Genomic DNA, 24,259 nt, shown 5'->3' with positions numbered 1-24,259 from the left:
TTGCCTTTGGACCCCAACGGGGTCACCGGTAATAGCCAGGGGTTTCAACCCCTGGTCCGTTTTGCTGTAGCCGGCCTCTGCGGGGCCGGGGAGCCACAAACCGTGGATGTCCCGGCCTCGCAGAGGCCGGCTACAGAAGGCAATCAAAACGAGACCGTATGAGTCGTCCTGGCGGCGAAGGTCATTTCTTCGCCCCAGCGGTACGCTCCGCAATTCCCAATACGGGCGCACCGCCAGGAAATTGATCCGATGAAGCCCAGTGTTCCACGACCATACGATGCCCGATCTTGGTCCAGCGCTCGACTCGGTCGTCATCGAATGCGAGTACCACAACGCCGTTCATTGAGTCGCGGACTTTTCCCGGGGAACGCCGCTTCGGTTCGGTGACATTCGCCGTGCCCTCCTTGACGAGGTCACACGTTTCCACGACTCCGTTCGCAAATTCGACGGTCCATTGCCCAATCCAGGCGTCATCGATCGGTTGCGCGCCTCGATTTTTCGCAACGATGGCTGCTGCGCCTCCACAGAGCGGACCCACTTTCTGTTTGGCTGCAACAAACGCTAACAGGGCTTTGACTTCGGGCAGATGGTTGTCGCGCCCGCCGGCGAACATGTCGCCGAAAAGCTCGATGTGGCCTGTCGGATACAGAACGTTTTCTCCGACGTCTTTTGGCTTCTCGTTGGCCGGGTGAATCGCCACCGTCTCAAAGCCCCGGCGCCGGCGCAACTGCCGACGAGAACGGCCTTGCCGGTTCCGGCGGCTTTTTGCCATTTCGGGGCCTCTTTGTCGCTTCCGCGGCCGAATTGGACGTAGCCATCGATCGGTGTACTGAACTCTGCAAGCTGTAAGGTCGGGTTCTTGGCACGGGTAAAACTGCCCCAGATTCTGATCATCGAAATCGACGACTGGTCTTGAGTCGTTTCGACCCGATCGACGACGACGTACATCACCGGGCGCCCGCCCGCGAAAGCCGTTGCCGCACCGAACGTCGCGAGAATTAAGGGGGCCAATAGGAGTTTCTTCATGATCCGATCTCCTTTTGATTTCTGTCGCCCGGCGATCTCGCAACGTCAGCGGATCGCCGACGGACATCGTGAATGGTAGCGGCGAGCTAACAACCAGAAGAGTTGTTTATTGTTTACCTCATCACCTTTATTGTTACATTCGGGTCGCGCGGCGAACGAGTTTCTTTACACGGATCAAGACAAGAGAAAAGAGATTATTTGACAGGATTAACCGGATTTTGAAATCCAATCCTAGCCGTTTAATGTGTGGAAGTGGGCAGGTACTGGCGCCCACCCGCTCGTTGACACTCGCGGTTCGCCACGAGGCTCAGGCGAACCGCGAGTGTCAACGAGCGGGTGGGGCTACGTAACCGCGAGAACTCAACGGCTTTGTTCTGAATCCTGTTAATCTTGTTGATCCTGTCCAAAATTCTGTTTCTTGTCTTGATCCGCGTTATCTGCGTTTATCCGCGGTTCTGCCTTCTGCTCTCTGTCCTCTGCTTTCTTTTGTGCCTTTTGTGCCTTTTTGTGGCCATACCGTCTTTATTCGTTTCCTCACTCCGCGCCGTCGCGCGGGGGGACGTGGTACTTCGGTACCACGACGGCCACGTCGCACAGGCCCCACGGGGTCGCGCCCGCGAATTTGTCGAGGAGCGACGACTTTCCCTTGCGCTTGAGTGTGCTCGTCTCCACGATTTCCAGGCTCGGCGGGAGCGTGTTCTTGAAGCCCTGGAGCGAGTCGTGGTGCGTGAACAGGATCACCGTGCGCGGGCGGTGGTGGCAGTCCACCATGAGCTGGTTCACGCTCTTGGTGCGCACGTTGCGCATGTCGGACCGGTCGTGATAGAACGCGAGCGAGTCGCAGTTCCGCGGGAAGCACACCACTGCCACATCGTGGTCGCTTACGAACCGCTCGACCAGTTCCGGTCGGCCGAACGGTGACCGCTCGCGTGCGTACCACGGCACCGCGACGTAGTGCGCCACCATCACGAGCGCGGCCATTCCCCCGATCAGTGCCCGGGTGCGGAACGCGGTGTTCCATTTCGTGCGCGCCACGAACTCGCCGATCGCGAGACACAGGAACGGGTACGCCGGGAGCACGTAAGTCGGTAACTTGCTGCCGGAGCAACTGAAGAAGAACGCGCACCACGCCCCGGTGAGGAGCCAGAACCCGCCCGCGGACGAGCGGTTCGCGCTGTCCCCGGGTGCGGGGCGGAGCAACCGCCAGAAGTACGCCGCGAACAGGAGCGTTCCGGGCAACAACCCGCCGAGCAGAATCGGCACGTAGTACCAGATGGGCTGCAGGTGGTCGAACGGTTGCAGGAACCGCATCACGTTGTGTTCCCAGAAGAAGTACTTCAGGAACTGCGGTTCGCGGAAGTAAATCGCCACGTACCACGGCAGGTTCACCGCGAACACCACGCCGAAGAACGTGAGGTACCAGTACCACCGAACCACCGCGGGGGCAGGTTGCGTCTGTAACCCCTCCCCAACCCCTCCCCTAAACGGAGAGGGGCTTAAAACCATCCCGGGTTGCATGGCGTTGGTTGTATTTGGTTCTGTTCCCCCTTCCTTCTTAGGGAAGGGGGTTAGGGGGTTAGGTTGCCTTTCCCCCCCCCGCATCAGGAACCCGTACACCCACAGCGGCACGAACAGCAACACTTCCGAGATCGGCCCTTTCGTGAGGAACCCCAACCCCGACGCGACCGCGGCGGCGATCCACCACCCGCGCTTCAGCTTGCCGGTGCGCACGGCCTCGAACCCGCACAACACGGACGTCGTCACGCACAGCACGAGAAGGCCGTCGAGCAAGAGTAGCCGCGCCACGCTCACGAAGCCGGGCGCGACGGAAAGCAGCATCGCGGCCCAGAACGCGCTTCGTTCGCCCACGCTCCGGCGGCCGATCAGGTAGATGGCGAGAATCGTGAAGTGGACGCACAGCGCGGGCACGAGCCGGGCGGATTCCTGCGAGATACCGAACGCGCGGTAACTCAGCGCGGTCAGCCAGTACATGAGCGGCGGCTTATCGAGGTACGGTTCGCCCTGGAGCGTTGGCACCACCCACGAGCCGTTGACCAGCATCTCCTTCGGGATCTGCGCGTATCGCCCCTCGTCCGGTTCCAGCAAGTGAAACCCGCGCGTGGGGTACAGCAGTACCGCGGGAAGGAGCAGGACCAACAGTAGCGACAGCCGGCGCACCCGGGTGTCCGCGTCGGCCTTACCTGGAAACAAAATGTCCGTGAAAAGCAGCCGACACCACCCGATCAGACCCCCGTGTTCGCGCGCACCCATACCCCGCCTCCAACAAAGATGGAGGGTTATCGCACAGAATTGAAATTCCGGTCAACCCGGGCTGCGCGGGCGCCGCGTGGCCGCGCGTGGGCGCGCTTTATCCAGCGCCAAAATGAGATCCGAGTTGTCGCGCCCTTTTCACTGCGAGCGCCGAGTTTGCTCAGTACGATGAAGGGCGTCCATTCCTTCGGAGTGTTCCCATGAAGAAGCGATTGCTCGTGTCCCTGCTCGCGTTCACCGCGCTGGTCGCGCTCGCACTCGTGCCCGCGTCGTCGGCCGCAGAGCCGAACGAAGACGCGCTGAAAGCGGCCGTGGAAAAGGCCACCGAGTACCTGAAGAAGGCGCAAAAAGAGGACGGGAGCTGGTCCGCGGAGCCCCAGAACCGCGGTATCACCGGGATCGTGGTCACGGGCCTGATCCGCACCGGGACCAAGCCCGAAGACGAACCGGCGGCGAAGGGCGTGAAGTTCATCGAGAAACTGGTGAACGCGAAGTCCGGGCACATCGCGGGCGACGACTCGAAGGCCGGGCTGATCAACTACACCACCAGCATCAACATCCTCGCGCTCAACGCGGCGAACAAGGGCGACAAGTACAAGGGCGTGATCGGCAACGCCACGAAGTACCTCAAGGAGTACCAGTGGGACGAGGCCCGCGGGAAGAAGGACGACAGCGACTACTACGGCGGCGCCGGGTACGCGGGCGACAAGTCGCGCCCGGACCTGTCGAACACCGCGTTCTTCCTCGAAGCGCTCAAGGCCGCGGGCGTCGCAAAGGACGACCCGGCGTTCAAGAAGGCCCAGGTGTTCATCAGCCGGTGCCAGAACTTCGAGAGCGAGTACAACACCGCGCCGTGGGCCAAGAAGAACAACGACGGGAGCTTCGTGTACACCGGGGCCAACGGGGGCGAGAACCGGCGCAGCGACGACACGAAGAACGACCTCGGCGGCTACGGGAGCATGACCTACGCCGGCGTGAAGAGCATGATCTACTGCGGCATCGCGAAGGACGACAAGCGCGTGCAGAAGGCGCTGGAGTGGATCGGCAAGAACTACACCCTCGACGCGAACCCGGGCATGCCGGAGGTGAACAGCCAGCGCGGGCTGTACTACTACTACCACACGTTCGCGAAGACGATGGACGCGCTCGGCGTCGACGAGTTCGCCGACGCGAAGGGCGTGAAGCACGACTGGCGCGCGGACCTGCTGGCCGCGATCGCGAAGCGCCAGAAGCCCGACGGCAGCTTCGTGAACGACAACGACCGGTGGATGGAGGGCGACAAGAACCTCGTGACCGGCTACGCGCTCATGGCGCTGAGCTACTGCAAGAAGAAGTAAGCCGGGCGTGACGGAGGACGTGTGGACGAACAGATCAGTGTGCGGCAGGCGTACACCGCCATGTACGCCTTTCTGGAAGAACTCTACTCCAAATATGAGTTCGACCAGATTGGATCGGTGCTGGGCGGCCTGAGTCTACTGGCGGACGGGTCGCCGGCGGATCAAGCCGCTTGGTCCGATTGGTTGAGAGCGGTGGAACGCGCGAAGGGTAATCAGGTGGACATGGGTCTGCACATTCGCCAAACGAGCAAGTAATCGCGCGTAGACTTGAGTTACTGCAAAAATGAAGTAGTCGCCGAATGACAGAGCGAATTGTTTGTCGAACGCCCCTGATCGAAATTTGGGACGAAACAGGGGTGCTGCCGATTACAAGACATCGGGAGTTAGGTCGGTCCGAAATGACCGACCTCCTCCGACGAGGGCCAGTACGTTTTGTGGTGGCAGATTGTGGCTTTCCACTGCGGTGGATCGACCCTCAAGACTGTTACCAATTCTGGAAAGAGGAAGTGAAACAGCGGGTGGTTGAACCTTCCGCGGCCGGCTTTCGTTTAGTGGGTTTTCCCGGAGAGTATTGCTTCGTGGCGGTGGAGTGGGGAGGCAACGAAACCTCGCCGGTTGTTGTTCTCGAACGACATCATTGAGCCCCACGGTGGTGGGTTGTTGGTGAACCCCGCCCGCAAGGGCGGGGCGTTCGCCCCACCTTGTTCGGTAACCGCACTTGTGCTTGCACTCGCCGCCCTTGCGGGCGGGGTTCACCAACAACCCGCCACCGCGTGTTCTCCGTTCACTTCTTCTTCGCGGTGATAACGCGCGGGTTCTTGTTCAGGTCTTTGATGGTGGGGCCGAGTTCCAGTTCCGGGCGGTCGGCCAGGAACCCTCGCACCGCGTCTTCTTGCTTCCAGCCGATTTCCAGCAACAGTGACCCGTTCGGTTTCAGGAACGGCCCGACGCCGGCCGCGATGCGCCGGTAGAACGCCAGCCCGTCCGGTCCGCCGTCGAGCGCGAGGCGCGGTTCGTGGTCGCGCACCTCGGCACTGAGTTCGGCGAACTCGGACTGCGCGATGTACGGCGGGTTGCTCACGACCACGTCGAACGTGCTGCCCGGCGCGACCGGCCCGAACAGGTCGCCTTGCAGGAACGTCACGCGGTCCGCGACGCCGTGCTTGGTGGCGTTGCGCTTCGCGACCCCGAGCGCGTCCGGGGAGACGTCGACCGCGGTCACGCGGGAGTCCTTCTTCTGGTGCGCGAGGCTGATCGCGATGCATCCGGACCCGGTGCCGAGGTCGAGCACGGCGGGCGCGGGCAGCGGTTTGAGGATCTTGAACGCTTCGCCGACCAGGGTCTCAGTGTCCGAGCGCGGGATCAGCACCGCCGGCTCCACCTCGAACGAGAGGAGGTAGAAATCGCGCGAGCCAATGAGATACGCGGTCGGCCACCCGGCCACGCGGCGGTGGATCAGTTCGCGGAACTTCGCTCGTTCGGCGTCCGCGGGCTGCTCATCGAACCGCACGAACAGGTCCACGCGCTTGCAGTCGAGGACGTGCGCGAGCAGGATCTCGGCCTCCAGTTTGGCGCCATCAATGTTCTTCGATTTGAGGAAGTCCGTCGTCCACGCGAGAAGCGCTTTGATCGTCCAGACGGTCGGCGTCGGTGCGGGCATGAGAGGTCCGTTCTCGGTGAATGCGGGCGTTGAGGGCATTATTGCGAATCCCGCGCCGGTGCAACAGACCGGTTACCGTGCTTGCGGGCGCGCCGGGCGTCGGGTACAACATCACTCACTGGTCGTGCTTGTGTTTAGCTCGGTGCTTTGCACCAGGCTGATGTTGCGTCAGCCGAGCTGTTACTGTGCCGTTCGGCGCGGGGAAGGCTGTTCCAGCAACGCTATCGACCCCTGGGGCCACCCGGGGTGGAATTGCTGGGACAACCTCGCGAGTCGCGGTTTAATTCCACCCCGGGTGGCCCCAGGGGTCGGCGTTGCCGTGAGCCTTCCACACCCCAGGTCGAGAAGTAAAGCAAGCCGATCAACCGGGGCGCGGGCCGATCCGCGCCCCGGTTCGTTTTGACGAACGCGGCCGATGGGAAGTGCCAACGAGCTCCCAGAGTTCGCGTTCCATGACGCACCTCACCACCCGAGCTTCAACGGCAAGGTATCACAGGACGCGAACTCCGTTCCGCGCAAGTCGTTGCCCGAGGCCGGCTACAGAAAACAAGTCTTCTGCGCGGTCTGGTATGAGTTCGGTTGATCCGGTTAATCTGTCCAAAATTTTTTTCTAATCGTGCCGGCCGTTCGCTGAGCCGAGGTTGTCGTAAGCGTGAGGCGGTCGGTAGAGCCGAACGCGGTGGCCGTTCACTTCGCTTTCGGCCACGAGTTCACTGCACAGTCCGCGCAGGGCTTTCCACAAAATGGCCGACTGGTAGTGCTCGGCCTCGGCCGGGATGTGATCGAGTAGCGTGCGGGAACAGACCACCACCAGTCGGTCCTGCACGCGGGAGAACGCGACGTTCGCCCGGTTCAAATCGAGGATGAATTCGACACTCGCTTCGATCGCTGTTGGGTCGCTGACCGTTGCCGAGACGATCACAGTGGGGCGCTCGCCTCCCTGGAGGCGCTCGACTGTGTCGATCACCCCCACCGGCCCCTCAGTTCCCGACAGTGCGGCCAACCGCGTTGCGAGGAGACTGCGCTGGGCGCGGTGCGGGGTGATGATCGCCACCGAACCGGCCGGAAGTGGCGGCGCGGCGCCGAGTAATTGCTCCACGATCGCGACTTCGACCGGGTTGCTTCGGCGCGAACCGTCTTCGTCGTGGATTGCCAGGAACAGCCCGATGTTCCACTTCCAGACGTGCCCCCAGAACGGGCCGCCGACATCGGGGACCGCGGTCACGGTTCGCGGTAGGCCGGCCAGTTCGATCCGATCTCGACGGTACACGCGGGCGATCAACTCGCGAACCACCGGCGGGAGGCGGAACGTGAGCGTTAACCCAGACCATCGGGCGCTCGTCGCGGGTACGGTCGGGTTGCCGCCCTCATCCTGTGCCCCGATGATGCGCCGAACAGCATCGTATGCACTGGCGAACGGTTGGTAGAGCACCATCGGGGGGCGGTCTTCGGCTTCCCAATCGTGGGCCGTGATCGGGGCCAGTTGTCGGTGGTCGCCGGCCAGCAGAATTCGGCCGTTCGAGGGTACAAGTGTTGCGAGCGCCAGGAAGTGCGGAAACACCATCATGGACGCTTCGTCCACGACCAGGAGGGCCGCACCGAGTCCGGCCCCGCCGTTGAATGTCTTGAGTTTCTCGACCGCGGAGGCGAGTTTGAGCAATCCCGCCGTTGTTCCGCCGATCACCAGAACTGCACCTGTCGTGAGTTCGGTGAGTTTCTTTTTCACACCGAGTATGGCCGCAGGCAGGTTCTCGACCGAACCACCAACGACGTGTTGTGTCGGGTCGTTCGTGTGAACCTTGACCAGTTTAATTGGCGGAACTCGCCGGCCGTTTGCTGCAGCATGTTGGGTGAACGCTTCACGGTACCGGTCGATGCGCTCCAGCAAGTTATCGAGCGCGGTGTGCGTGTGTGCTGCGAGGAGCACGATGTCGCCCGCGCGCCCGCCTGCGAGCACCCGAAGCAAAACCGATAGGGCCGTGGTCGTGGTCTTCCCGGTGCCCGGCGGTCCCTGGATCAACTGGACCCGCGTATTCAGTCCTTCGACCGCCGCTCGTGCCTGGTCCGGCGAGGCCGGGTAGATGTTCGCGGGCGGGAGCAAGAAGGAATCCACCAACTGCTGTAGGCTACTGACTTCCGTGGTGGGGAGGGGAGTAACTGCGGGCGGCCGTGGATCGACTGGGTCGAACCATGCGTAAACGTGGCTCTGCTGCTGGAGCCGGTCGTCCACGCGCCCGGCGACGTAGTCCGATACGCTCTCGTCCAGTGTCGCGTAGCCGCGCTCGAACAGCATTTCCGCTTTTCGGCTCGCGCCGCTCGACAGCCGGTACCGGTCCTCCTCGGCGTACATGGCGTCCAGAGTCACGCGACCGGTCGGCCAATCGATCTCCCGCACCACACACGTGCGCCCCACGGCCGCGGTCAACTGCCCCACCGTCTGGCCCTGCTTCGGGTCACCGTTCCACGGTGACAGACGAGCGAACGAACCGGGACCGAACCGGCACCGGGCTTCCAGATCGGTCAGCGTTAACCCGCCGAACGCGAACAGTTCGATCGACCCGGTGATCGTGCTTTTGTCCGCACCGACTTTGACCTGTCGCAACGGGAGCGTGCGCCCGGCCGGTACGCGGGCGATCGGCGGAAGTAAGTGCGCAGCGACCCAATCGGACCTGCGAACGTGTTGGTCCAGCCGGAGGAAATCGGTCGCGGCGCGAGCCACGCCGTCCCGCCCGAGGCGAAATACGGGCAGCTCGTTGGCCGCCAGCGATGCTTTCTCGACGCCGGAATTCTTCGGGCTGATCCCTTCCTCGACCCAACGCAGCGCGTGAACACGCGCCCGAAGGTACTCGGTGAGCAATCCGGGTGTTCCGGCACGCGCGTAGGCCGCGAGTGATTCGCGCACGCGATCGTCGTTCGGATCGACTTTCGGCAACGTGCCCCACGCGGCGTGCCAGTACGGGGCCGGGAGCGCGTCGGAGAACCGGCTGCGCACCTCGAACACGTGCCCCGCCGCGCCTTCGTCTGGTGCCCACGAACCGTCCGGTTCGACCGCGAGGCGAATCGCGAAGTCGAAGATGCCCTGGGCGAACACGTGCGCGAGATCGTGTTCGTTCCCGTCAACGAGACGGGTCCAGTGGTACCGCCGGCCCGCCCACTCCAGAGATGTGACGACGCCGAGTCCGCGCCCGGTCCAACCGAGGGCGAAGCGCCGGTCCACTTCTTCCTGCACGGCCGAGTACATCAACTGTTCCAGCCCCTCGCGGCACCCGAACAGTTGGCGAATCGGGCCGAGTAACTCGGGACCGGCCCGGCTGCACCCTTCGAGCAGTTGGCGCACTTCGGAACGGGACCAGACGTAGAAGTGGACTGGAGCTGATGCGACGCCGAGTTCCTCGGCGATGAGGCGCACTAACCGGTCGAAGAACCGGCGGATCAACTCGCCTTCAGCAGCGGTGTCCGCGACGTAGTTGGTACCCGACCACGGGACCGCTTGGTACTCGATGATTTCGCGCCCGTCGGGGAGCGGGCGGTCCTCGTTCGTGGGCCGACTGCTCGCGTCTTTTTTGACTTCAAACCGCTCCCGTACTTCGGGCACGGCGCGCCCGTCGGCGAATGCTGTGTCGAGGCGCCCGGCGCTGCGCGTGACGTGTGCCGACAGCGCCCCGATGCGGTTCTCGGTGTAGTCGTAATCGATCGCGAGATAGATCCGGAGGAGCCGGTTCCCGTTCACTTCGTGTGGCGGTAAGTGCCCGACACCCGTATTCGGGATCGGCTCGACGCCAGACCCTACGACGGTGCGCGTTTTGGGGAGTGTGAACAATCGTGCACGGGCGCGGAGCCGGAGCCGGTCGAGGTTCTCGCTGAACCCGGGATCGCGTGCGAGTGATTCGATTTTGGGATCGAATAGAGGTGGGTTGGCCACCTGATCGAGTGTCTCCAGGCCGGCCGTGCGGAGCAGCCGCGTCGTGACCGGATCCAGCCCGAGGAGTTCCGGGCGCCGCAGGCGTGCGCTTTCGGTCAGGCAGTGCGGCGCGAACGAGCACCCGTCGCACTTTGAGTCGATCTGGAACCCGATCTCCGCGAGCGGGCGTGCGGCGGCGGCGTCTAAACGACCTTCCGGGGCGAGGAGCTGAGTAAGGTCCGCTTCTTCGTGCGTCAAATCGAGCGGCGCCAGCGCGAGAATCGACTGGTTCGTGTTCCGATCGGCATCAATTCGTGCCACGACGCACTCGATGGTCGTCCGATCGAAACTGTGGGCACCGACGGGAACGGGCTGGTCGCCGATGATGTCGCGGAGCAGCATCCGGTACGCGGCGACCTGGATGCGGTGATAGGTGCGGTCCCGGCGGCTCGCCTTGCACTCCACCAGCCACACGCGCGGTGCGCCACCGATCCAGCGGAGCAGAACGAAGTCGATAATGCCGTAGAGTCGAAACGCGCCCATGTTGCCGCCGACCGCGACCTGTCGGGCGTACCCCTGCGTTCCGGGTTGGAGGCGCGCGAAGACGCCCGCGAGTGCGTCCCATGTGACTTCGTCCCGCTTGCCTTTGGGCAGCGGAGCGGCGAGATTATGGAACCCGGATTCGACCAGCTCGATTTCCCAGCGGTCCTCGCGCCGGCGGCCCATTTCGGCGAGGACCGGGTCGATGCTGTCGCGGACGCGCTCGAAAAACGGGAGCGGGCCGACTTCACGAGCGGAGTGAACGGTGAGGTGGAACCGGCGATCGCAGGAGTGGTGGCGGACGTACTCCCCGAGGTCGGTAGCGGTGATGTTGATGCGGGGACGCGGACTCAACGCGGAACCTCGGCACGGCCGCTCTATCGGTCATCGGAGCGGGAGAAGACTGGGTGATACCATTTCGCGGGAACGAGAGGCAATCCCGGTTGACCCGCTACGAGTTCGGCCAGTCCGCGTGCTGGAGGACGACGCGGTAGCCGTCCGGATCGGCGAACGTCTTGCCCGATTTGTCCCAATACGGATTGAACGACTCGACCGGTTCGTGTCCGGCGACTTGCAATCGGGCGATCGCGCGGAGCCATTCGTCCCGGTCGGGCAAATAGAAGACGAGCAAGTTGTCGTCGGTCGGGGCTTTACCAACCGAGTGTCCCCGTTTGTGCGTAAACTCCAGGTGATACGCCGCGCCCCTGTGCCCCAACATGATTCCGTCAAAGCCATCGTGATCGCGAAACTCGCCGATCACCTCGAACCCCAACCCGTCCCGGTAGAATTGAACGACCGCTTCCAGCTGATCGGTCGGGCGCGCAATTCGTAGGTGTGCGGTCGCGATTGTTTTGGCCGGACCCATCGGTTCACCCTCTCTGCTCGCGGGTCAGGTTCTAAATTGATGGCACCGCGCCCGTTTGAAACTGGAACCCGAACTTGGAACGTCAGTCCCACGATCAACTGTGTTCCTGGCTCGGGATGCCACCCGGCGCGTGGCCGCCGGACCACTACACCCTACTCGGACTCGAGCGCGGAGCGGGAGATTTTGCCGACATCGAGTCCCGCGTGCTCGATCGCATGGAACTGCTCCGGCGGTACCAGCTCTTGCACCCCGATCCCGTCACGGCCGGGATGAACCGGCTCGCACAGGCGCTCGTGTGCCTCACCGATCCGACCGCGCGCGCCGCATACGATCGCGGGTTGGGCATTGCCATTGCGCCGTTCGAGGTGGTCGATGATGAACCGCCGAGTGGCGAGTTCGGGGCCGTGCGCTCCGCGGAAGCCGTTCCGGTCGAGGTGGCGTTCGAGTCGGGACTGGGAGCGCCCGGCGAAGATTCGAGCGCGGCCTACAAAGTGGCCGATCCGACCCCGGCGCCTTACGAGGTTGTGCCGGAAGAACTGATTGCGGAAGAACTGCCGGAACCGGACAACGCACCCGACGCGCTGCCGGCACTACCTCTGCCAGCGGTTCCCGTTGCGCGCATCAATCAGCTCAAACCGCGCACTGTTTATCGGCGACTTGCCGCGCTGCGCCGGGCACTTCGAGCGTGGGACGGACTGCGCCCGGTGATGGGGAACCCGACCGAAGCGCTCGCGACGCCGATCTCGGTATTGCTGTTTATTCGGGCTGTTGCGAGCGCTCGGGAAGCCATCCCGCGGGTCGCCTTTGTGCTCAACGAGCCAAGCGCACCGGGCGCGCTGGTCACCGCACTCGTCTCTTCATCACACGCCGCACACACGGTGCGCACACTGCTTCCTTCTCAGAGGCAATCGGTCGCGCTCGACTGGCGCCGCGGGTATGATGTGCTGCGGCGCGAGCACGATCAACTTCGCGCCCTCGCGCTCGGGCGCCGGGCACGCCGGCGCGCGAATTCGGGCGCCAATTTTCTGCTCGCGCTCCGGCGCACACCGGAACTGGCGCTCGTGGTGCTCGCGCTCGCGGCCCTCTTCGTAAGTCTAATTCGTCGCAACTCCTGAAATCGTATTTGCTTGACGCGATTCCATGTGCTGTCTAGACTTAGGACAGTTCCCGGATGATGAAACGGGCCGACTCACCGAGGGACCACGCTCGTGACCAAGAAAGAAATCGTCAAGACGATCTGCGACCGGGCTAACCACGAAAAGCTCATTCCGAAGCACAGCCTCACGCAGCTCGCCACAAAGGAAATCGTGCAATGGACCTTCGAGGCGATTATCGCCACGCTGGTCCAGGAGGGGCGCATTGAACTGCGCAACTTCGGCGTATTTGAAGTCAAGCAGCGCAGGCCGCGCAAGGCGCGCAACCCGCGCACGGGTGACCCCGTCAACGTCGAGGCGAAGAACGTGGTAACGTTCCAGCCCGGCAAAATGATGGAAGAACAGGTCAAGAAGTCCACGAAGATCGCGGAAGTGAAGAAGAAGAAGCCGCGCAAATCGAAGGCGGACAAGGCCGCTGCGAGGAGCGCGGAGCCGAAGACGGCTCCCGCACCGATCGCCGAACCCTCGGCCAACGGTAACGGTACGGTCCCGACGGAAACCGCGAGCGTACCCGCGGTCGTCAGCACCGTGACGAAGTCCGCGGTCGAGCCGGTGACGTCGGACGCCCCGGCCGCGACCTGAGTTCCACCCAAGTGTCTAAAACAGAAACCGCCGGGGAAAAATCCCCGGCGGTTTCTGTTTTGAGGAAATCAAAAAGAGCCCGTTACGGGAGCGCAGGTGGAAACCCCGTGCTCCCAATGAATTTCGCGACTAGCTCCGTGATTGCCGCTTGCGGTCACCTTCCTTCAGGTACAGTTTCCGCATCCGCACCGCGGCCGGCGTGATTTCGACCAGTTCGTCGTCCTCGATAAACTCCAGCGCCATTTCCATCGAGAACACGGTCGGCGGCTTCAGCACGGCGGCCTTGTCGCTACCGGACGCCCGCATGTTGGTCAGCGGCTTCGGCCGGGTCACGTTCACCACCATGTCGTTGTCGCGGCCGTGTTCGCCGACGATCTGCCCTTCGTACACGGCGTCCTGGGGAGCGACGAACAGGTTGCCCGAAAGATCTTCGGCCGAGTACGCGGTCACCTTCCCGGTGTCCTTCGAGATGAACACGCCGGTGGGGCGCCCGGCCTGCGCGCCGCGCACCGGCCGGTAGTCGAGGAAGTTGTGGTGCATGATCGCGGTGCCCTGGGTGCCCGTCAGCATCCGCGTGCGCAACCCGATCAGGGACCGGGCCGGGATGTGGAACTCGACCTGCGTGCTCCCGCGGTGGCTCTCCATCCGCTGGAACTCGCCCTGGCGCTCCAGGACCAACCGCATCACCGTGTTCTGGTGCTCCGCCGGCACCTCGACCACGAGGTGCTCGTAGGGCTCCTGCTTCTGGCCGTCGATCTCCTTCACGATCACTTGGGGCTTGCCGACCGCGACCTCGCCGCCCTCGCGGCGGATCGTTTCGAGCAGCACCCCGAGGTGCAACAGCCCGCGCCCGCTGACGATGAACTCGCTCTCGCGGGCGCCCGGCTTGACGCGCAGGGCGACGTTGTGTTGCAGTTCCTTTTGGAGCCGGTCGCGCAACTCGCGGCTCGTCAGCGGCTTCCCGTCCTGGCCCGCGAACGGCGAGTCGTTCACCCGAAACACCATGTCGAGCGTCGGCTCGTCGATGGTCAGCGGCGGCAGGGCGTGCGGCTTGTCGAACTCGCAGATCGTGTCGCCGATGTCCGCGTCGTCGATGCCCACGATCGCGCACACGTCGCCGGCCTTGAGCTCTTCGACTTCCCGCTTCGCGAGCCGGTCGAACTCGAGAACCTGCACCACGGTGTCCGGGAACACGGTGCCGTCCTTCTGCTTGACGACGGACACCTTCTGGTTCTTGCGGATCTTCCCGGCGAAGATCTTCCCGATGGCGATCTTGCCGACGAACTCGCTGTACTGGAGCGCCATCACCTGCATCTGGAGCGGGGCGTTCTCGTCCACGTCGGGGGAGGGAACCTTTTCCAGGATCGCGTCGAACAGCGGGCTGAGGTCCTTCGGCTCGACCTCCAGGTCGGTGGTGGCGATACCGGCGCGGCCGCTCGCGTAGATGATCGGGAACACGGCGGTCTCGTCGTCGGCCCCGAGTTCGATGAACAGGTCGAACATGAGCGCGTGGACGTCCGCGATGCGCGCGTCCGGGCGGTCGATCTTGTTGATGATGACGATCGGGCGCAGCCCGGCGGCGAACGCCTTCTTCAGCACGAACCGCGTCTGCGGGAGCGGCCCTTCGGCCGCGTCCACGAGCACGAACGCGCCGTCGGCCATCTTCAGGATGCGCTCGACCTCGCCGCCGAAGTCGGCGTGCCCCGGCGTGTCGATCAGGTTGACCTTCACGTCGCCGATGCGGATGCCGCAGTTCTTCGCGAGGATCGTGATCCCGCGCTCGCGCTCCTGGTCGTTGGAGTCCATGATGAGGCCGTGCTGGCCCCCCACCAGTTTGTCCAGTTCCTCGCTACGGAACTGACCGGACTGCCGGAGCATCTGGTCGACGAGGGTCGTTTTGCCGTGGTCAACGTGCGCGATTACTGCGACGTTCCGAATGTCATTCCGCTTCATGGAGTCGTTGCGAGTTTCGAGTTCGGGTTCCGGAACCAAGTGAACAACCCGTTCCAACAGGACCGGGTCCGATTTTCAGGGCGACTTCAACTTGGCACCTGAAACCCAGAAGTCGGGAACTTCCCTCGGGTCTGGTGGAGTCAAGCGCTTCCTGTAATGTAGAAGTTACGTGGGCCGCGCGGAAGGGCAGATGACGTGTGGTTTCAGTGAACATCACCGCGCTAGCGTTTGAGAGAGGTTGGCCGCGATGCTTTTATATTTAATTCGGCACGCCGAGGCCGTAGAACTCGGATCGCCCGGTGCGGCCCGGGACTTCGATCGCGCCTTAACGCCCCGCGGCCACGCCCAGACGCTCGCGATCGCGGAAGCGTTCGCCCGGCTGCGACTTACCGTCGACGCGGTCGCCGCCAGCCCGCTCGTTCGCGCGCACCAGACCGCCGTGGGGCTGCTGAACGTGTGGCAGCCCGGCACGCGGCCCGTTACGCACGACGCGCTCAGCCCGGACCGACTCAAGCCCGGTAAACTTTCCGAATTTTTGGCCGACGTCCCCGGTGACCGGGTGGCCGCGGTGGGGCACATGCCGGACCTCGGCGCCTACGCCGAGTGGCTCCTCGGTGCGGCCGACGGGAGCATTCAGTTCGCAAAAGGCGCCGCCGCGTGCATCGAGTTCAAGGGCGATCCCGCGAAGGGCAGCGGGAAGCTCCATTGGATCATCACGCCGGAATGGTTCATGTGATTGCGGGAATTTCTGATTAATTCTGGGGGCGCCTGTTTGTTCCCAGGGTGCGCGTCTGCGCCGTGACCCTGGGCTGAGGAATCTAACCCCTTCGGGGTAGGTTTTCAGCACATACAGGCGGTCAACTGCATTTGGACATCACCCACCGCCCTTGCGGGCGGGGTTCACCCGTGCCGGCGACAACCGGTTCTCCCGTGCATTCCCTGTGCGTGTTCTGTACCCCGAACGGGGTTAGATTCCTCAGCCCAGGGTCGCGGCGCAGACGCGCACCCTGGGAGCAAACCGCGACATCGGGGAATGTTCTTCATTCACTTCCCCGCTGAGATCCACCTGCGCCACGCGAGGTCGAGCGCGGGCAGGTCTTTTTCCTTCCACCCGGCCGCGTCGAGACCTTGCTGAACGGTCGGCATCGCGATGTTCTCGCTGGGCTTGAGGCCGTCGAGGAACATCTGGAATTTCGAGGCGCCGGGACCGTAAGCGAGGTACTCGGCGAAGCTGGTCGCGAGCACTTCACCGTTCGCGGATTTGGCATCGCTCCAGATGTCCGCGAGGGCCGGCGGTCGGCCGCCCTTCGTTAGCGCGGCTTTCGCCTGAGATTTGTACGCCACGTAGCGCTTCGAGGTAGTGCCCTCGGCCCGCATCGTGGTGACTCGGCCGAACCCGTCGCGCAGCCAGTCCGGAATGGTTTGCGCGCCCGTGCCTCTGGCCTTCAGGTGCTCGCCGGACACGCGGGCCGCGGTGCTCGCGTACAGGTCCGCATCGGTTGCCTTGCCCGTCACTTCGGCCGGATCGACGATGAACGGCGGTTCGGCGCGGAGGTCGGCGAACGCGCCCTCGGGCGGTTGCTGGAAGGCGCGCCGCATGAGTGACTTGTACTCCGCGTTATCGGGAACGAAGTAGACCGTCAGCTTGCCCTTCCAAGACGCCTCTTTCTCGTCGTACTTGAGCGTCTTGCGGGTCAGGGTTGTGGTCTTTTCGAGGACTTCGCCGAGCGCCTTGGCTTTCTCCGCGCTCACCGACCCCACGATGATGAAGTTGTTGGTCTCCACCACCGTTGGCTTTTCCAGCCCGGCCTTCTTCAAGTTCGCGAGAGCGGTATCCTTGGCCTGCTTCACCAGCTCCTTGTCTTTATCTTTGTCCTTATCTTGGGCCGAGGCGGGACTCGGTGGAGCCAGCACGATCGCGGTGAGGAGCGCGATACCAACTGCGGGCCGAACGCGAAGCAACATAGGCTGGGTCTCGGGGTACGGGTCGGGGCAGTGGAAGTGATTATAACCGACGTGCGGGCGCGAATGCTCGTTAGAACTGGCGCTTCAAAGGAGGTGCGTCCGTGCTCGCGTATTCCCCGAAGCGCCAGTTCGTCGGACGGGGCTTACAGCCCGAGTACGTCGTTCATCGTGTAGCGCCCGGCCGGGCGGTTCGCCATGTACTTCGCGGCCAACAGTGCGCCGCGGGCGTAGCTGTCGCGGTTGTGGCCCTTGTGGACCAGTTCCAGCGTTTCGCCGATCGTGGTGAAGATGATCGTGTGCTCGCCCACGTTGTCGCCCCCGCGCACCGCGTGGACCCCGATCTCTTCGGACTTGCGCTCGCCGATGATGCCCTCGCGCCCGTGAACGAACGCGCCGCCTTGCACGTCCTTGATGATCTCCGCGAACCGCATCGCGGTGCCGCTGGGCGAGTCCTTCTTGAACCGGTGGTGCCGCTCGACGATCTCCGGGTCGAAGCCCTTGCCCTTGAGGGCTTCCGCGGTGAGCTTCACGAGTTTGAACAGCAGGTTGACGACGAGGCTCATGTTCGGCGCGAACAGCACGCCCGTCATGTGGGCCGCGGCCTCGATTTCGGCCTTCTGCGCGTCGGTGTGGCCGGTGGTGGCGACGACAACGGGGATCTGCCGGTCCACGCACACGGGCAGGACCGCCATCGTGCCGACGGGCGCGGAGAAGTCGATGAGCGAATCCACCCGTAGCCCGAGCGGGATGTCGTAGCGGATCGGCACGCCGATCGCGCCGACGCCCGCCACCTCGCCCGCGTCTTTGCCCTGGAGCGGGTTCGTCGCCGAGTCGATGGCCGCGACGATTTCCAGTTCCGGATCTTCTTTCGCCAGCGCCACGAGTCGCTGACCCATCCGCCCGCACGCCCCGTTGATCGCAATATGAATCTTCATGTGTGCCTCGCATCGAGCGGGCGGCACTTTATTCGGAATGCCGCGTGCTCGTGGGGTCGTTGTACACCGCGCGGCGGGCACCGGCCGTTCGAGTGGCGCGGTTACTGGCCGTAAGGCACGCTGCCGTCGTAGAAGAGTTGGTTCGCTTTATCCATGTGGCGCTTCGGGGCGTGGCGCGCGGCTTGAGTTGCTGTATCCGTGGGCCACATCGTGAAGTGATCGGCCGCGCTGCGACAGGACGGCAGGTCGTCGTGCTCGAACACGAGTAATCCGCCTCCAACTTCGGTCAGCTTCTTCCCGCCCACGTCTGGGTTGATCGCGTAGCAGATCTGAAACGATCCACCGTTTGTCGGGCTGCCGAAGTTCCGGTCGGATGCGTCCGGGCAGCGGAACACGCGGAGCGAGTTCTCAACGAACGGCGTAACAGAACCAGTGGGTGTGTACCCGGGAAGGGCGGTCGTTACGGTCGCGCCCGTGCGGTTGTCGTAGGGGCACCACCACGTTTCGGTCGCCCCGGTGTAAGTGTTGGCCGGGTTGCACGTGAGGCACCGTTGGTCTTTACCGTCCTTCCACGGCGCCGGACACAGGCGCCCGAACGGGAGCGTTTTGTGGGCGTCGTGGTACATGTGAAGTCCGAGCCCGATTTGCCGGAGGTTGTTCCGGCACACGGTGTTGTTCGCCGCCGCTCGGACGCGCTGGATGGCCGGGAGCATCAGGCCAATCAGGATCGCGATGATCGCAATGACGACCAACAGTTCGATCAGTGAAGCCCCGCGGCGCATGGTACACCCGGCAAAGTGGCCGACCGTGTCCCGGTCGGCGCCGGGGACGATCAGGCGCGGGATTCGATGGCCCGGACGATCGCGGAGAGGTCGTTCGGCACTTGCACGGCGCGGTTCGCGAACGCGACCTGCTTCACCCCGCGCTTGCCGAGCTTCGCGTCGAAGGTGGCCTTGTCCGCCGAGTGGTACGCGACCGTTTCGTCCGAGTCCTTCAGCTCGTGTCCCGTCAACACACAGACGACGGAGTCGGACGGCGAAATCACCTTTTCTTGAACAAGTTGCCGCAACCCCGCGACGCTCGCGGCGCTGGCGGGCTCGCACCCGAGTCCGCCGGCGCCGATCTTGGCCTTCGCGTCCAGGATGTCCGTATCGGGCACCGCGCGCACCACGCCGTTGCACCGGTCCATCGCGCGCAGGGCTTTCGGCAGGTTCACCGGGCGGTTGATCTCGATCGCGCTCGCGAGCGTGTCGGCCTTGCGGTTGTTCGCGTCGAGCGCGGCGTAGTAGCCGTCGATCTTCGACTGGTCGAACTGCCCGCCGTTCCACCGCAGCCCGTTCTTCTCGTAGAGCTGGTAGAACGTGTCCGCCCCGCCCGCGTTGATGACGGCCAGGCGCGGGACGCGCGAGATCAGCCCGAGGTCCACGAGTTCGCCGAACGCCTTCGCGAAGCTCGACACGTTACCGAGGTTCCCGCCCGGCACCACGATCCAGTCCGGCACTTCCCAGTTCAGCGCTTCCAGCACGCGGAACATGATGGTTTTTTGCCCCTCCAAGCGGAAGGGGTTCACGCTGTTCACGAGGTAGATGCCGAGCTGCCGACTCACTTCCTGCACGCGACGCAGCGCGTCGTCGAAGTCGCCCTCGATTTGCACCGTGAGCGCGCCGTGTTCGAGCGCCTGCGACAGCTTCCCGTAGCTGATCTTCCCGCTACCGATGAAGATGACGCCGCGCATCATTTGCGTGGCCGCGCAGTAGATGGCGAGGCTCGCACTGGTGTTCCCGGTGCTGGCGCACGCGGCCCGGGTCGCGCCCGTCACGCGCGCGTGCGTGAACGCGGCACTCATGCCGTTGTCTTTGAAGCTGCCGCTCGGGTTCATCCCCTCGTACTGGAGGAACAGCCGGCCCGCGTTCAGCCCGGTGTATGCGGCCACTGCGTCCGCGCGCTGGCAGAGCGTCTGGCCCTCACCGATACTGACGATAGCGTCGTCCGGCGCGAAGGGGAGCAGCTCACGGAACCGCCACACGCCGGAGAAGTCCAGCGGGTTCGTGCGGTTGGCCCACTTGCCCTCGAAATGTTTGAGCGACTTGGGAACCGGGAGCTTGTTCCAGTCGTAAGCGACGTCGAACAGCCCGCCGCACCGGGGGCACCGGAACGCGGTGTCCGCGCGGTCCGCGGTGCCACCGCACGTCGGGTTGATGCAGCGCTGGAATACGAGGTCGGCCATTCTGAGATCTCGTGGCTCAGGGCGCGTGTTTTGTTGCACACACGGCGCCAACTCGGGGAGATAGAGACACTTCGATATAGGTTCTTATCAGCACAATGCACAGCGTAATTCTAAAGGATACCGCGCCGTGCCGATCGCGGCGCGCCTCAATTGCGGCCCGGTGACCGGATTGCATTCGGCCCGGTGCATCCGGGCGCGCGGCGTGGTATATAGAGGGTGCCCATCCCGGAGCCAGCCAATGCCCGCGCACCTGCTCTCACTCGCCGACGGTCCGAGTATTCTCCTCGACAAGCCGATCCTACTGTTCGGGCGGCACGAGGAGTGTGACGTGCAGTTGAACTCGAAGAAGGTGTCGCGCCGCCACTGCGTACTCGCGCAGGTGAACGAGTACCTGGTGATCCGCGACCTCGGCAGCACCAACGGCGTGCGGATCAACGGCGAGCGCGTCGCGGAGGGGAAGTTGCGCCCGGGCGACGAAGTGCAGATCGGTAACTTCAAGTATCAGGTGTGCGGCGACCTGCTCGGTCGGTCGAAGGAACACCCGTCTGCCGCGGACTACAAGAGCGTGCCGCCATCGGCCGGCGCGGAGGAGATCCCGCCCGAAGAGAGCGGGCCGGCGTCGGATTAGCAGTTCGTGAAGAGAAGGGGGGGTGTCGCTGTAGATTTGGGCGGTTACGCCGCCGCCCAGAGCGCTTGCCAATCGGGTGTGTGGCTCAGGGCGCGGAGTTCGACCAGCGGGCCGACGTGTTCGGCCCGCCACCGCGCGCCCGTTCGCTTCAACCGCAAGTTCACCTCTTGCTTGATCGTTCCCTCCACCGCACCGCTGCCGATACTCTGCCCGCGTGCCAACCGCGGGGCGTAATCCAAGCGGGTCGGGTGCTTGGCCATGTACGCCGCCAGCCCCAGCAACGGAGCGGTCGAGACGTCGCTCGGTGCCGCCGCGAGCACCCCGGCCAGCCACCGCTCCAGACCGACTTTCCCCCCGGCCACCAACGCCGCACGACCGGCTCGCGCCGGCGCGTCCGCCGCGCCCGTCGCGTCCCCGAAGGTGCCCTTCACCGCGTCCCCGACGTGTTCCAGGGCGTGATACACGTCCAGAACGCCTGCCGCCTGGGGCCAGTGGTCCGACGCCAGGTTCCAGATCCACTCGGCCCCGTCGCCCAGCACCGTCACATCGCGGGCGGTCGTCACGCCCAGCCGATCCGATTCCTCTCGCAGCCGGGTACCGAACGCGCCACACCCTTCGATCGCCGCACGCACCGTGCGAACGGTCGGGCCGGGCAAGGTGCGCGTGTCCCACTCCTCGGGAGTGGCCGACGCGCCCGCTTCTCGCTTGCAAAATAGGCCGACCTTCACGTCCCGCCAGCCGTCGCGCGTGTTCACCTTGCCCGCGTCGATCAGCACCTCCACCGCGCCTTTCGCGGTCGCGAACCGCCCCGCGTCGCCCCGGCCGGGGCGCGCGGCCGCCGCCCGCTTGGCCTGGGCGTGGGTCGCCTGACGAATCACCTCGTCGTCGACCTGCCAGCCGCAGAACTCCGCCACAACCTGTTGCGCCCGCGCGAAGGCGTGCTCGACGCCCGCCAGCACCAGCAACCGCGTCGCCTGCCGGGTGAGGAAGCCCTCGATCCCGAGGGCGTGGTCGGCTCGGAACGTGCCCCCGTGACCTCGGCACCACGAGTACTCGCGGTCGAGTTGGACCGGCCCGAGGGCGGTCGTCACCGTCCGGCGGTGTCGCCCTTTGGACCGCCACCCGGCGACTTTTTTTCCAGGTCGGCGCGAGCCTGGACGGTGGCCGCGAGGTTGTCACGGAGGAGCCGGCGACCGGTGCCCAATGCAAAGGTCTCGCAGGCCTCGAGTACGGTGCCGTGGGCGGCCGTCGTTCCCAACCGCCGCATCTCTTGGACGTAGGCGATGGCCCGTTCGAGTTCGATCCGCTCGGCGTCCGTGGTGTATTCGACGGTCAACGTGGGCATCCTGCCACTCCATGAAATGGGGTGAAATAGAATAACCCCAAGCCGATGCCCAAATCTACAGCGACACCCGAGAAGGGGTGGCTCGGGAAGAGAAGGGGTGAGAGTGTGAGTGGGTGAAGGGGTGAAAAGGCCCGAGCCAAGAGATTCGTGATGCGCCTGTTTGTTCCCAGGGTGCGCCCGCGTTGCGGTCGGCCCTGGGCTGAGGAATCTAACCCCCGTTCGGGGTACCGGCATTGGTCGCGCGGGCGTCGTTGTTTGTGGCGCCACCCACCGCCCTTGTGGGCGGGGTTCACCTGTACCGCACCATTCTCCCGGCGCGTTCCCTGTGCGTGTTCTGTACCCCGAACGGGGTTAGATTCCTCAGCCCAGGGCCGACCGCAACGCGGGCGCACCCTGGGAACAAACCGCGACACCCCGGATCAATCCGCGGTCGCACGAAACAACCAGGCGCGCCGAAAACCCGCGACCGCTCGGGGCCTTTTCACCCCTTCACCCGCTCACACTTTCACCCCTTCTCTTCACGAGCACGAGTCACTCCCGGAACAGCACGTCCACACCTGCGGCGTCGGCGGGAACGGTTTCCTGCGCGGCCGGCTTGTCGCCCTGCTTCCAGGTGAACGTTTGCGGCAGTTGTGCGTGCAGGAACGTCTTCGCGGGGAGCGTGACCGTCTTGCCTTCAATGGTCAGCGACAGGTCGCGGTTGGTGTGGTTGTAGAACCCGACCTTACGCAGCCCGTTCATGGCCGCAGTGCCGGACGCCGGGAACACACTCACCTTCGGCGCCCGCGCGCCCGTGAGCGGGCTGGACTTCGATTCCGACGGCTTGCCGTCCGGCATGATCGGCGATTCGGGCGGAACCGTGAGCGGCGGCAGCCCTTCCGGGGTCTTCGGCAGGGGCAATCCGGACGGCGGAATCAAGGCGTCCGGCGCCGGCGCGGGGACCGGCACCGCGGTCGCGCCGCTAGGCAACTCCAGGGAAGGCAGCTTCTGCTCCTTGTCCGGCTTCGGCAGCGTGGGGGCTAGCGGGTCGTTCACTTTCGGGAGATCGAGCGCCGGCGGCTTCGGTGCCTTGTCCTCCTTCGGCAAATCGAGCGACGGCACCTTGATCCCCGGTTCGTCTTTCGGGAGGTCGAGCGACGGCAGCTTCGGGGTCTTGTCGTCTTTCGGCAAGTCGAGCGGCGGGAGCTTGAGTTCCTCGTCTTTCGGGAGATCGAGCGCCGGCGGTTTCACGCCCGTTGCGCCCGGCTTCGGGTCCAGGGACGGGAAATCGAGCATCGGCTTCTTGGGTTCGGGCGGGGGCGTTTTACGCGGGTTCGTGTCGGTACCGCGTGGCACGTCGATCGAACCGGTCGTCGTCGGTGGTTTCGGGGCCGCTTCCGGTGTGGCCGGTTTCGGCGTCATCGGTGTCATCGGCGGAAGCGGTTCGGGTGAGCCGGTTCGCGGAGTTTCCGTGCCCCCAATCGGGCGCACACCCGGATCGCTGTTCGGCCTCGAGTGGCCCGTCGCGGGCGGGTTCGGCGGGGTGGTCGGGCGCGGGGTCGGGTTATTGGCGGCGCTATCGGGACGCTTGTTGGGTGCGGATTCGACACGGGGTGGACGCGACGGCGCGGCGACCGGCGCGCAGGGATACACGTAAACGGGCTGGTAATACATCGGCGGGTTGTAGTAAATCGGGGCGGGCGCCGGGTAGTAGTAGCCCGATTCGTAAACCGGCGATCCCCAACGCGGCCAGCACGCCGAAGCCCAGTCCGGGACCAGCACCAGCGCGAACAGCGCGCACAGGCAGAGTTGACGCTTCACGGTGGATTCCTTTCCGTTGTCGATCCTCTGGGCGCTTCCACGCCCGCCTCCCCACCACCAAAATCGGGCG

General features: G+C 64.5%; 19 protein-coding genes. 6 read left to right on the top strand and 13 right to left on the bottom strand.

Translation table 11 applies throughout. From position 1 onward, the window contains the following. Positions 1-181: 181 nt before the first annotated feature. A complete protein-coding gene (locus VT84_RS25900; protein WP_157469832.1) occupies positions 182-772 on the bottom strand; it encodes a hypothetical protein in 591 nt (196 codons plus the stop codon). A 788-nt stretch (positions 773-1,560) separates the two neighbouring features. Next, positions 1,561-3,297, bottom strand: coding sequence for an ArnT family glycosyltransferase (locus tag VT84_RS25895; RefSeq protein ID WP_082841533.1), 1,737 nt, complete (start codon positions 3,295-3,297; stop codon positions 1,561-1,563). 200 nt (positions 3,298-3,497) lie between these two features. Between VT84_RS25895 and VT84_RS25890 the strand changes: the two genes are divergently transcribed. Together VT84_RS25890 and VT84_RS25885 are read left to right on the top strand one after the other, a co-directional pair. After that, entirely contained in the window at positions 3,498-4,634 is a 1,137-nt protein-coding gene (locus VT84_RS25890) for a prenyltransferase/squalene oxidase repeat-containing protein (RefSeq protein WP_082841532.1), read from the top strand. Positions 4,635-4,655: 21 nt separating this feature from the next. Continuing rightward, positions 4,656-4,889, top strand: coding sequence for a hypothetical protein (locus VT84_RS25885; protein WP_082841531.1), 234 nt, complete (start codon positions 4,656-4,658; stop codon positions 4,887-4,889). A 529-nt stretch (positions 4,890-5,418) separates the two neighbouring features. Here the strand turns inward: VT84_RS25885 and prmC are convergent. The 3 genes from prmC to VT84_RS25870 form a co-directional block, all read right to left on the bottom strand. Beyond that, entirely contained in the window at positions 5,419-6,294 is an 876-nt protein-coding gene (gene prmC / locus VT84_RS25880) for a peptide chain release factor N(5)-glutamine methyltransferase (protein WP_082841530.1), read from the bottom strand. 610 nt (positions 6,295-6,904) lie between these two features. Then, positions 6,905-11,089: an AAA domain-containing protein gene (locus VT84_RS25875; protein WP_082841529.1), complete on the bottom strand. Its 4,185-nt coding sequence runs from the start codon at positions 11,087-11,089 to the stop codon at positions 6,905-6,907. Positions 11,090-11,186: 97 nt separating this feature from the next. Further along, on the bottom strand, positions 11,187-11,600 hold the full coding sequence (locus VT84_RS25870; RefSeq protein WP_082841528.1) for a VOC family protein: 414 nt from the start codon (positions 11,598-11,600) through the stop codon (positions 11,187-11,189). Between the two features lie 74 nt (positions 11,601-11,674). Here VT84_RS25870 and VT84_RS25865 point away from each other — a divergent pair, with 74 nt between their 5' ends. After that, a complete protein-coding gene (locus VT84_RS25865) occupies positions 11,675-12,715 on the top strand; it encodes a hypothetical protein (RefSeq protein ID WP_157469830.1) in 1,041 nt (346 codons plus the stop codon). A gap of 93 nt (positions 12,716-12,808) precedes the next feature. After that, entirely contained in the window at positions 12,809-13,336 is a 528-nt protein-coding gene (locus VT84_RS25860; protein ID WP_082841526.1) for an HU family DNA-binding protein, read from the top strand. Positions 13,337-13,465: 129 nt separating this feature from the next. Here VT84_RS25860 and typA read toward each other — a convergent pair whose 3' ends face one another. Beyond that, entirely contained in the window at positions 13,466-15,289 is a 1,824-nt protein-coding gene (gene typA / locus VT84_RS25855) for a translational GTPase TypA (RefSeq protein WP_082843412.1), read from the bottom strand. Between the two features lie 247 nt (positions 15,290-15,536). Here typA and VT84_RS25850 point away from each other — a divergent pair, with 247 nt between their 5' ends. After that, positions 15,537-16,025 carry a SixA phosphatase family protein gene (locus VT84_RS25850; protein WP_082841525.1) on the top strand — a complete coding sequence of 163 codons (489 nt, stop codon included), beginning with the start codon at positions 15,537-15,539 and terminating at the stop codon, positions 16,023-16,025. A gap of 308 nt (positions 16,026-16,333) precedes the next feature. On the opposite strand, the gene VT84_RS25845 is transcribed toward VT84_RS25850, so the two are convergent. The 4 genes from VT84_RS25845 to thrC all read right to left on the bottom strand — a co-directional run bounded on the left by VT84_RS25845 (position 16,334) and on the right by thrC (position 20,416). Continuing rightward, complete coding sequence (locus VT84_RS25845) at positions 16,334-17,254, bottom strand: hypothetical protein (RefSeq protein WP_082841524.1); 921 nt, start codon at positions 17,252-17,254, stop codon at positions 16,334-16,336. A gap of 143 nt (positions 17,255-17,397) precedes the next feature. Further along, complete coding sequence (gene dapB, locus VT84_RS25840; RefSeq protein ID WP_082841523.1) at positions 17,398-18,189, bottom strand: 4-hydroxy-tetrahydrodipicolinate reductase; 792 nt, start codon at positions 18,187-18,189, stop codon at positions 17,398-17,400. 101 nt (positions 18,190-18,290) lie between these two features. Then, positions 18,291-18,971 (bottom strand): DUF1559 domain-containing protein, encoded by a 681-nt coding sequence (locus tag VT84_RS25835; protein WP_052560142.1) that lies wholly within the window; start codon positions 18,969-18,971, stop codon positions 18,291-18,293. Positions 18,972-19,021: 50 nt separating this feature from the next. After that, the gene (gene thrC, locus VT84_RS25830; protein WP_082841522.1) at positions 19,022-20,416 is read right to left on the bottom strand and encodes a threonine synthase; all 1,395 of its coding nucleotides are present in this window, start codon (positions 20,414-20,416) and stop codon (positions 19,022-19,024) included. 238 nt (positions 20,417-20,654) lie between these two features. Here thrC and VT84_RS25825 point away from each other — a divergent pair, with 238 nt between their 5' ends. After that, positions 20,655-21,044: an FHA domain-containing protein gene (locus VT84_RS25825; RefSeq protein WP_082841521.1), complete on the top strand. Its 390-nt coding sequence runs from the start codon at positions 20,655-20,657 to the stop codon at positions 21,042-21,044. A 44-nt stretch (positions 21,045-21,088) separates the two neighbouring features. Here the strand turns inward: VT84_RS25825 and VT84_RS25820 are convergent, their stop codons facing one another. From VT84_RS25820 to VT84_RS25810, 3 genes are all read right to left on the bottom strand, one after another. Then, on the bottom strand, positions 21,089-22,135 hold the full coding sequence (locus VT84_RS25820; protein WP_082841520.1) for a hypothetical protein: 1,047 nt from the start codon (positions 22,133-22,135) through the stop codon (positions 21,089-21,091). Continuing rightward, positions 22,132-22,389, bottom strand: a complete 258-nt coding sequence (locus VT84_RS25815; protein WP_082839551.1) for a hypothetical protein — start codon at positions 22,387-22,389, stop codon at positions 22,132-22,134. The genes VT84_RS25820 and VT84_RS25815 overlap by 4 nt, the downstream gene beginning before the upstream one ends. A 531-nt stretch (positions 22,390-22,920) precedes the next feature. Continuing rightward, on the bottom strand, positions 22,921-24,189 hold the full coding sequence (locus VT84_RS25810) for a hypothetical protein (RefSeq protein WP_082841519.1): 1,269 nt from the start codon (positions 24,187-24,189) through the stop codon (positions 22,921-22,923). Between the last annotated feature and the right edge of the window lie 70 nt (positions 24,190-24,259).

The sequence above is a fragment of the Gemmata sp. SH-PL17 genome, assembly GCF_001610855.1.
GTDB lineage: Bacteria > Planctomycetota > Planctomycetia > Gemmatales > Gemmataceae > Gemmata > Gemmata massiliana.
Note: the sequence above shows the minus strand (reverse complement) of the source record. Positions and strands in the feature narration are given on the sequence as shown.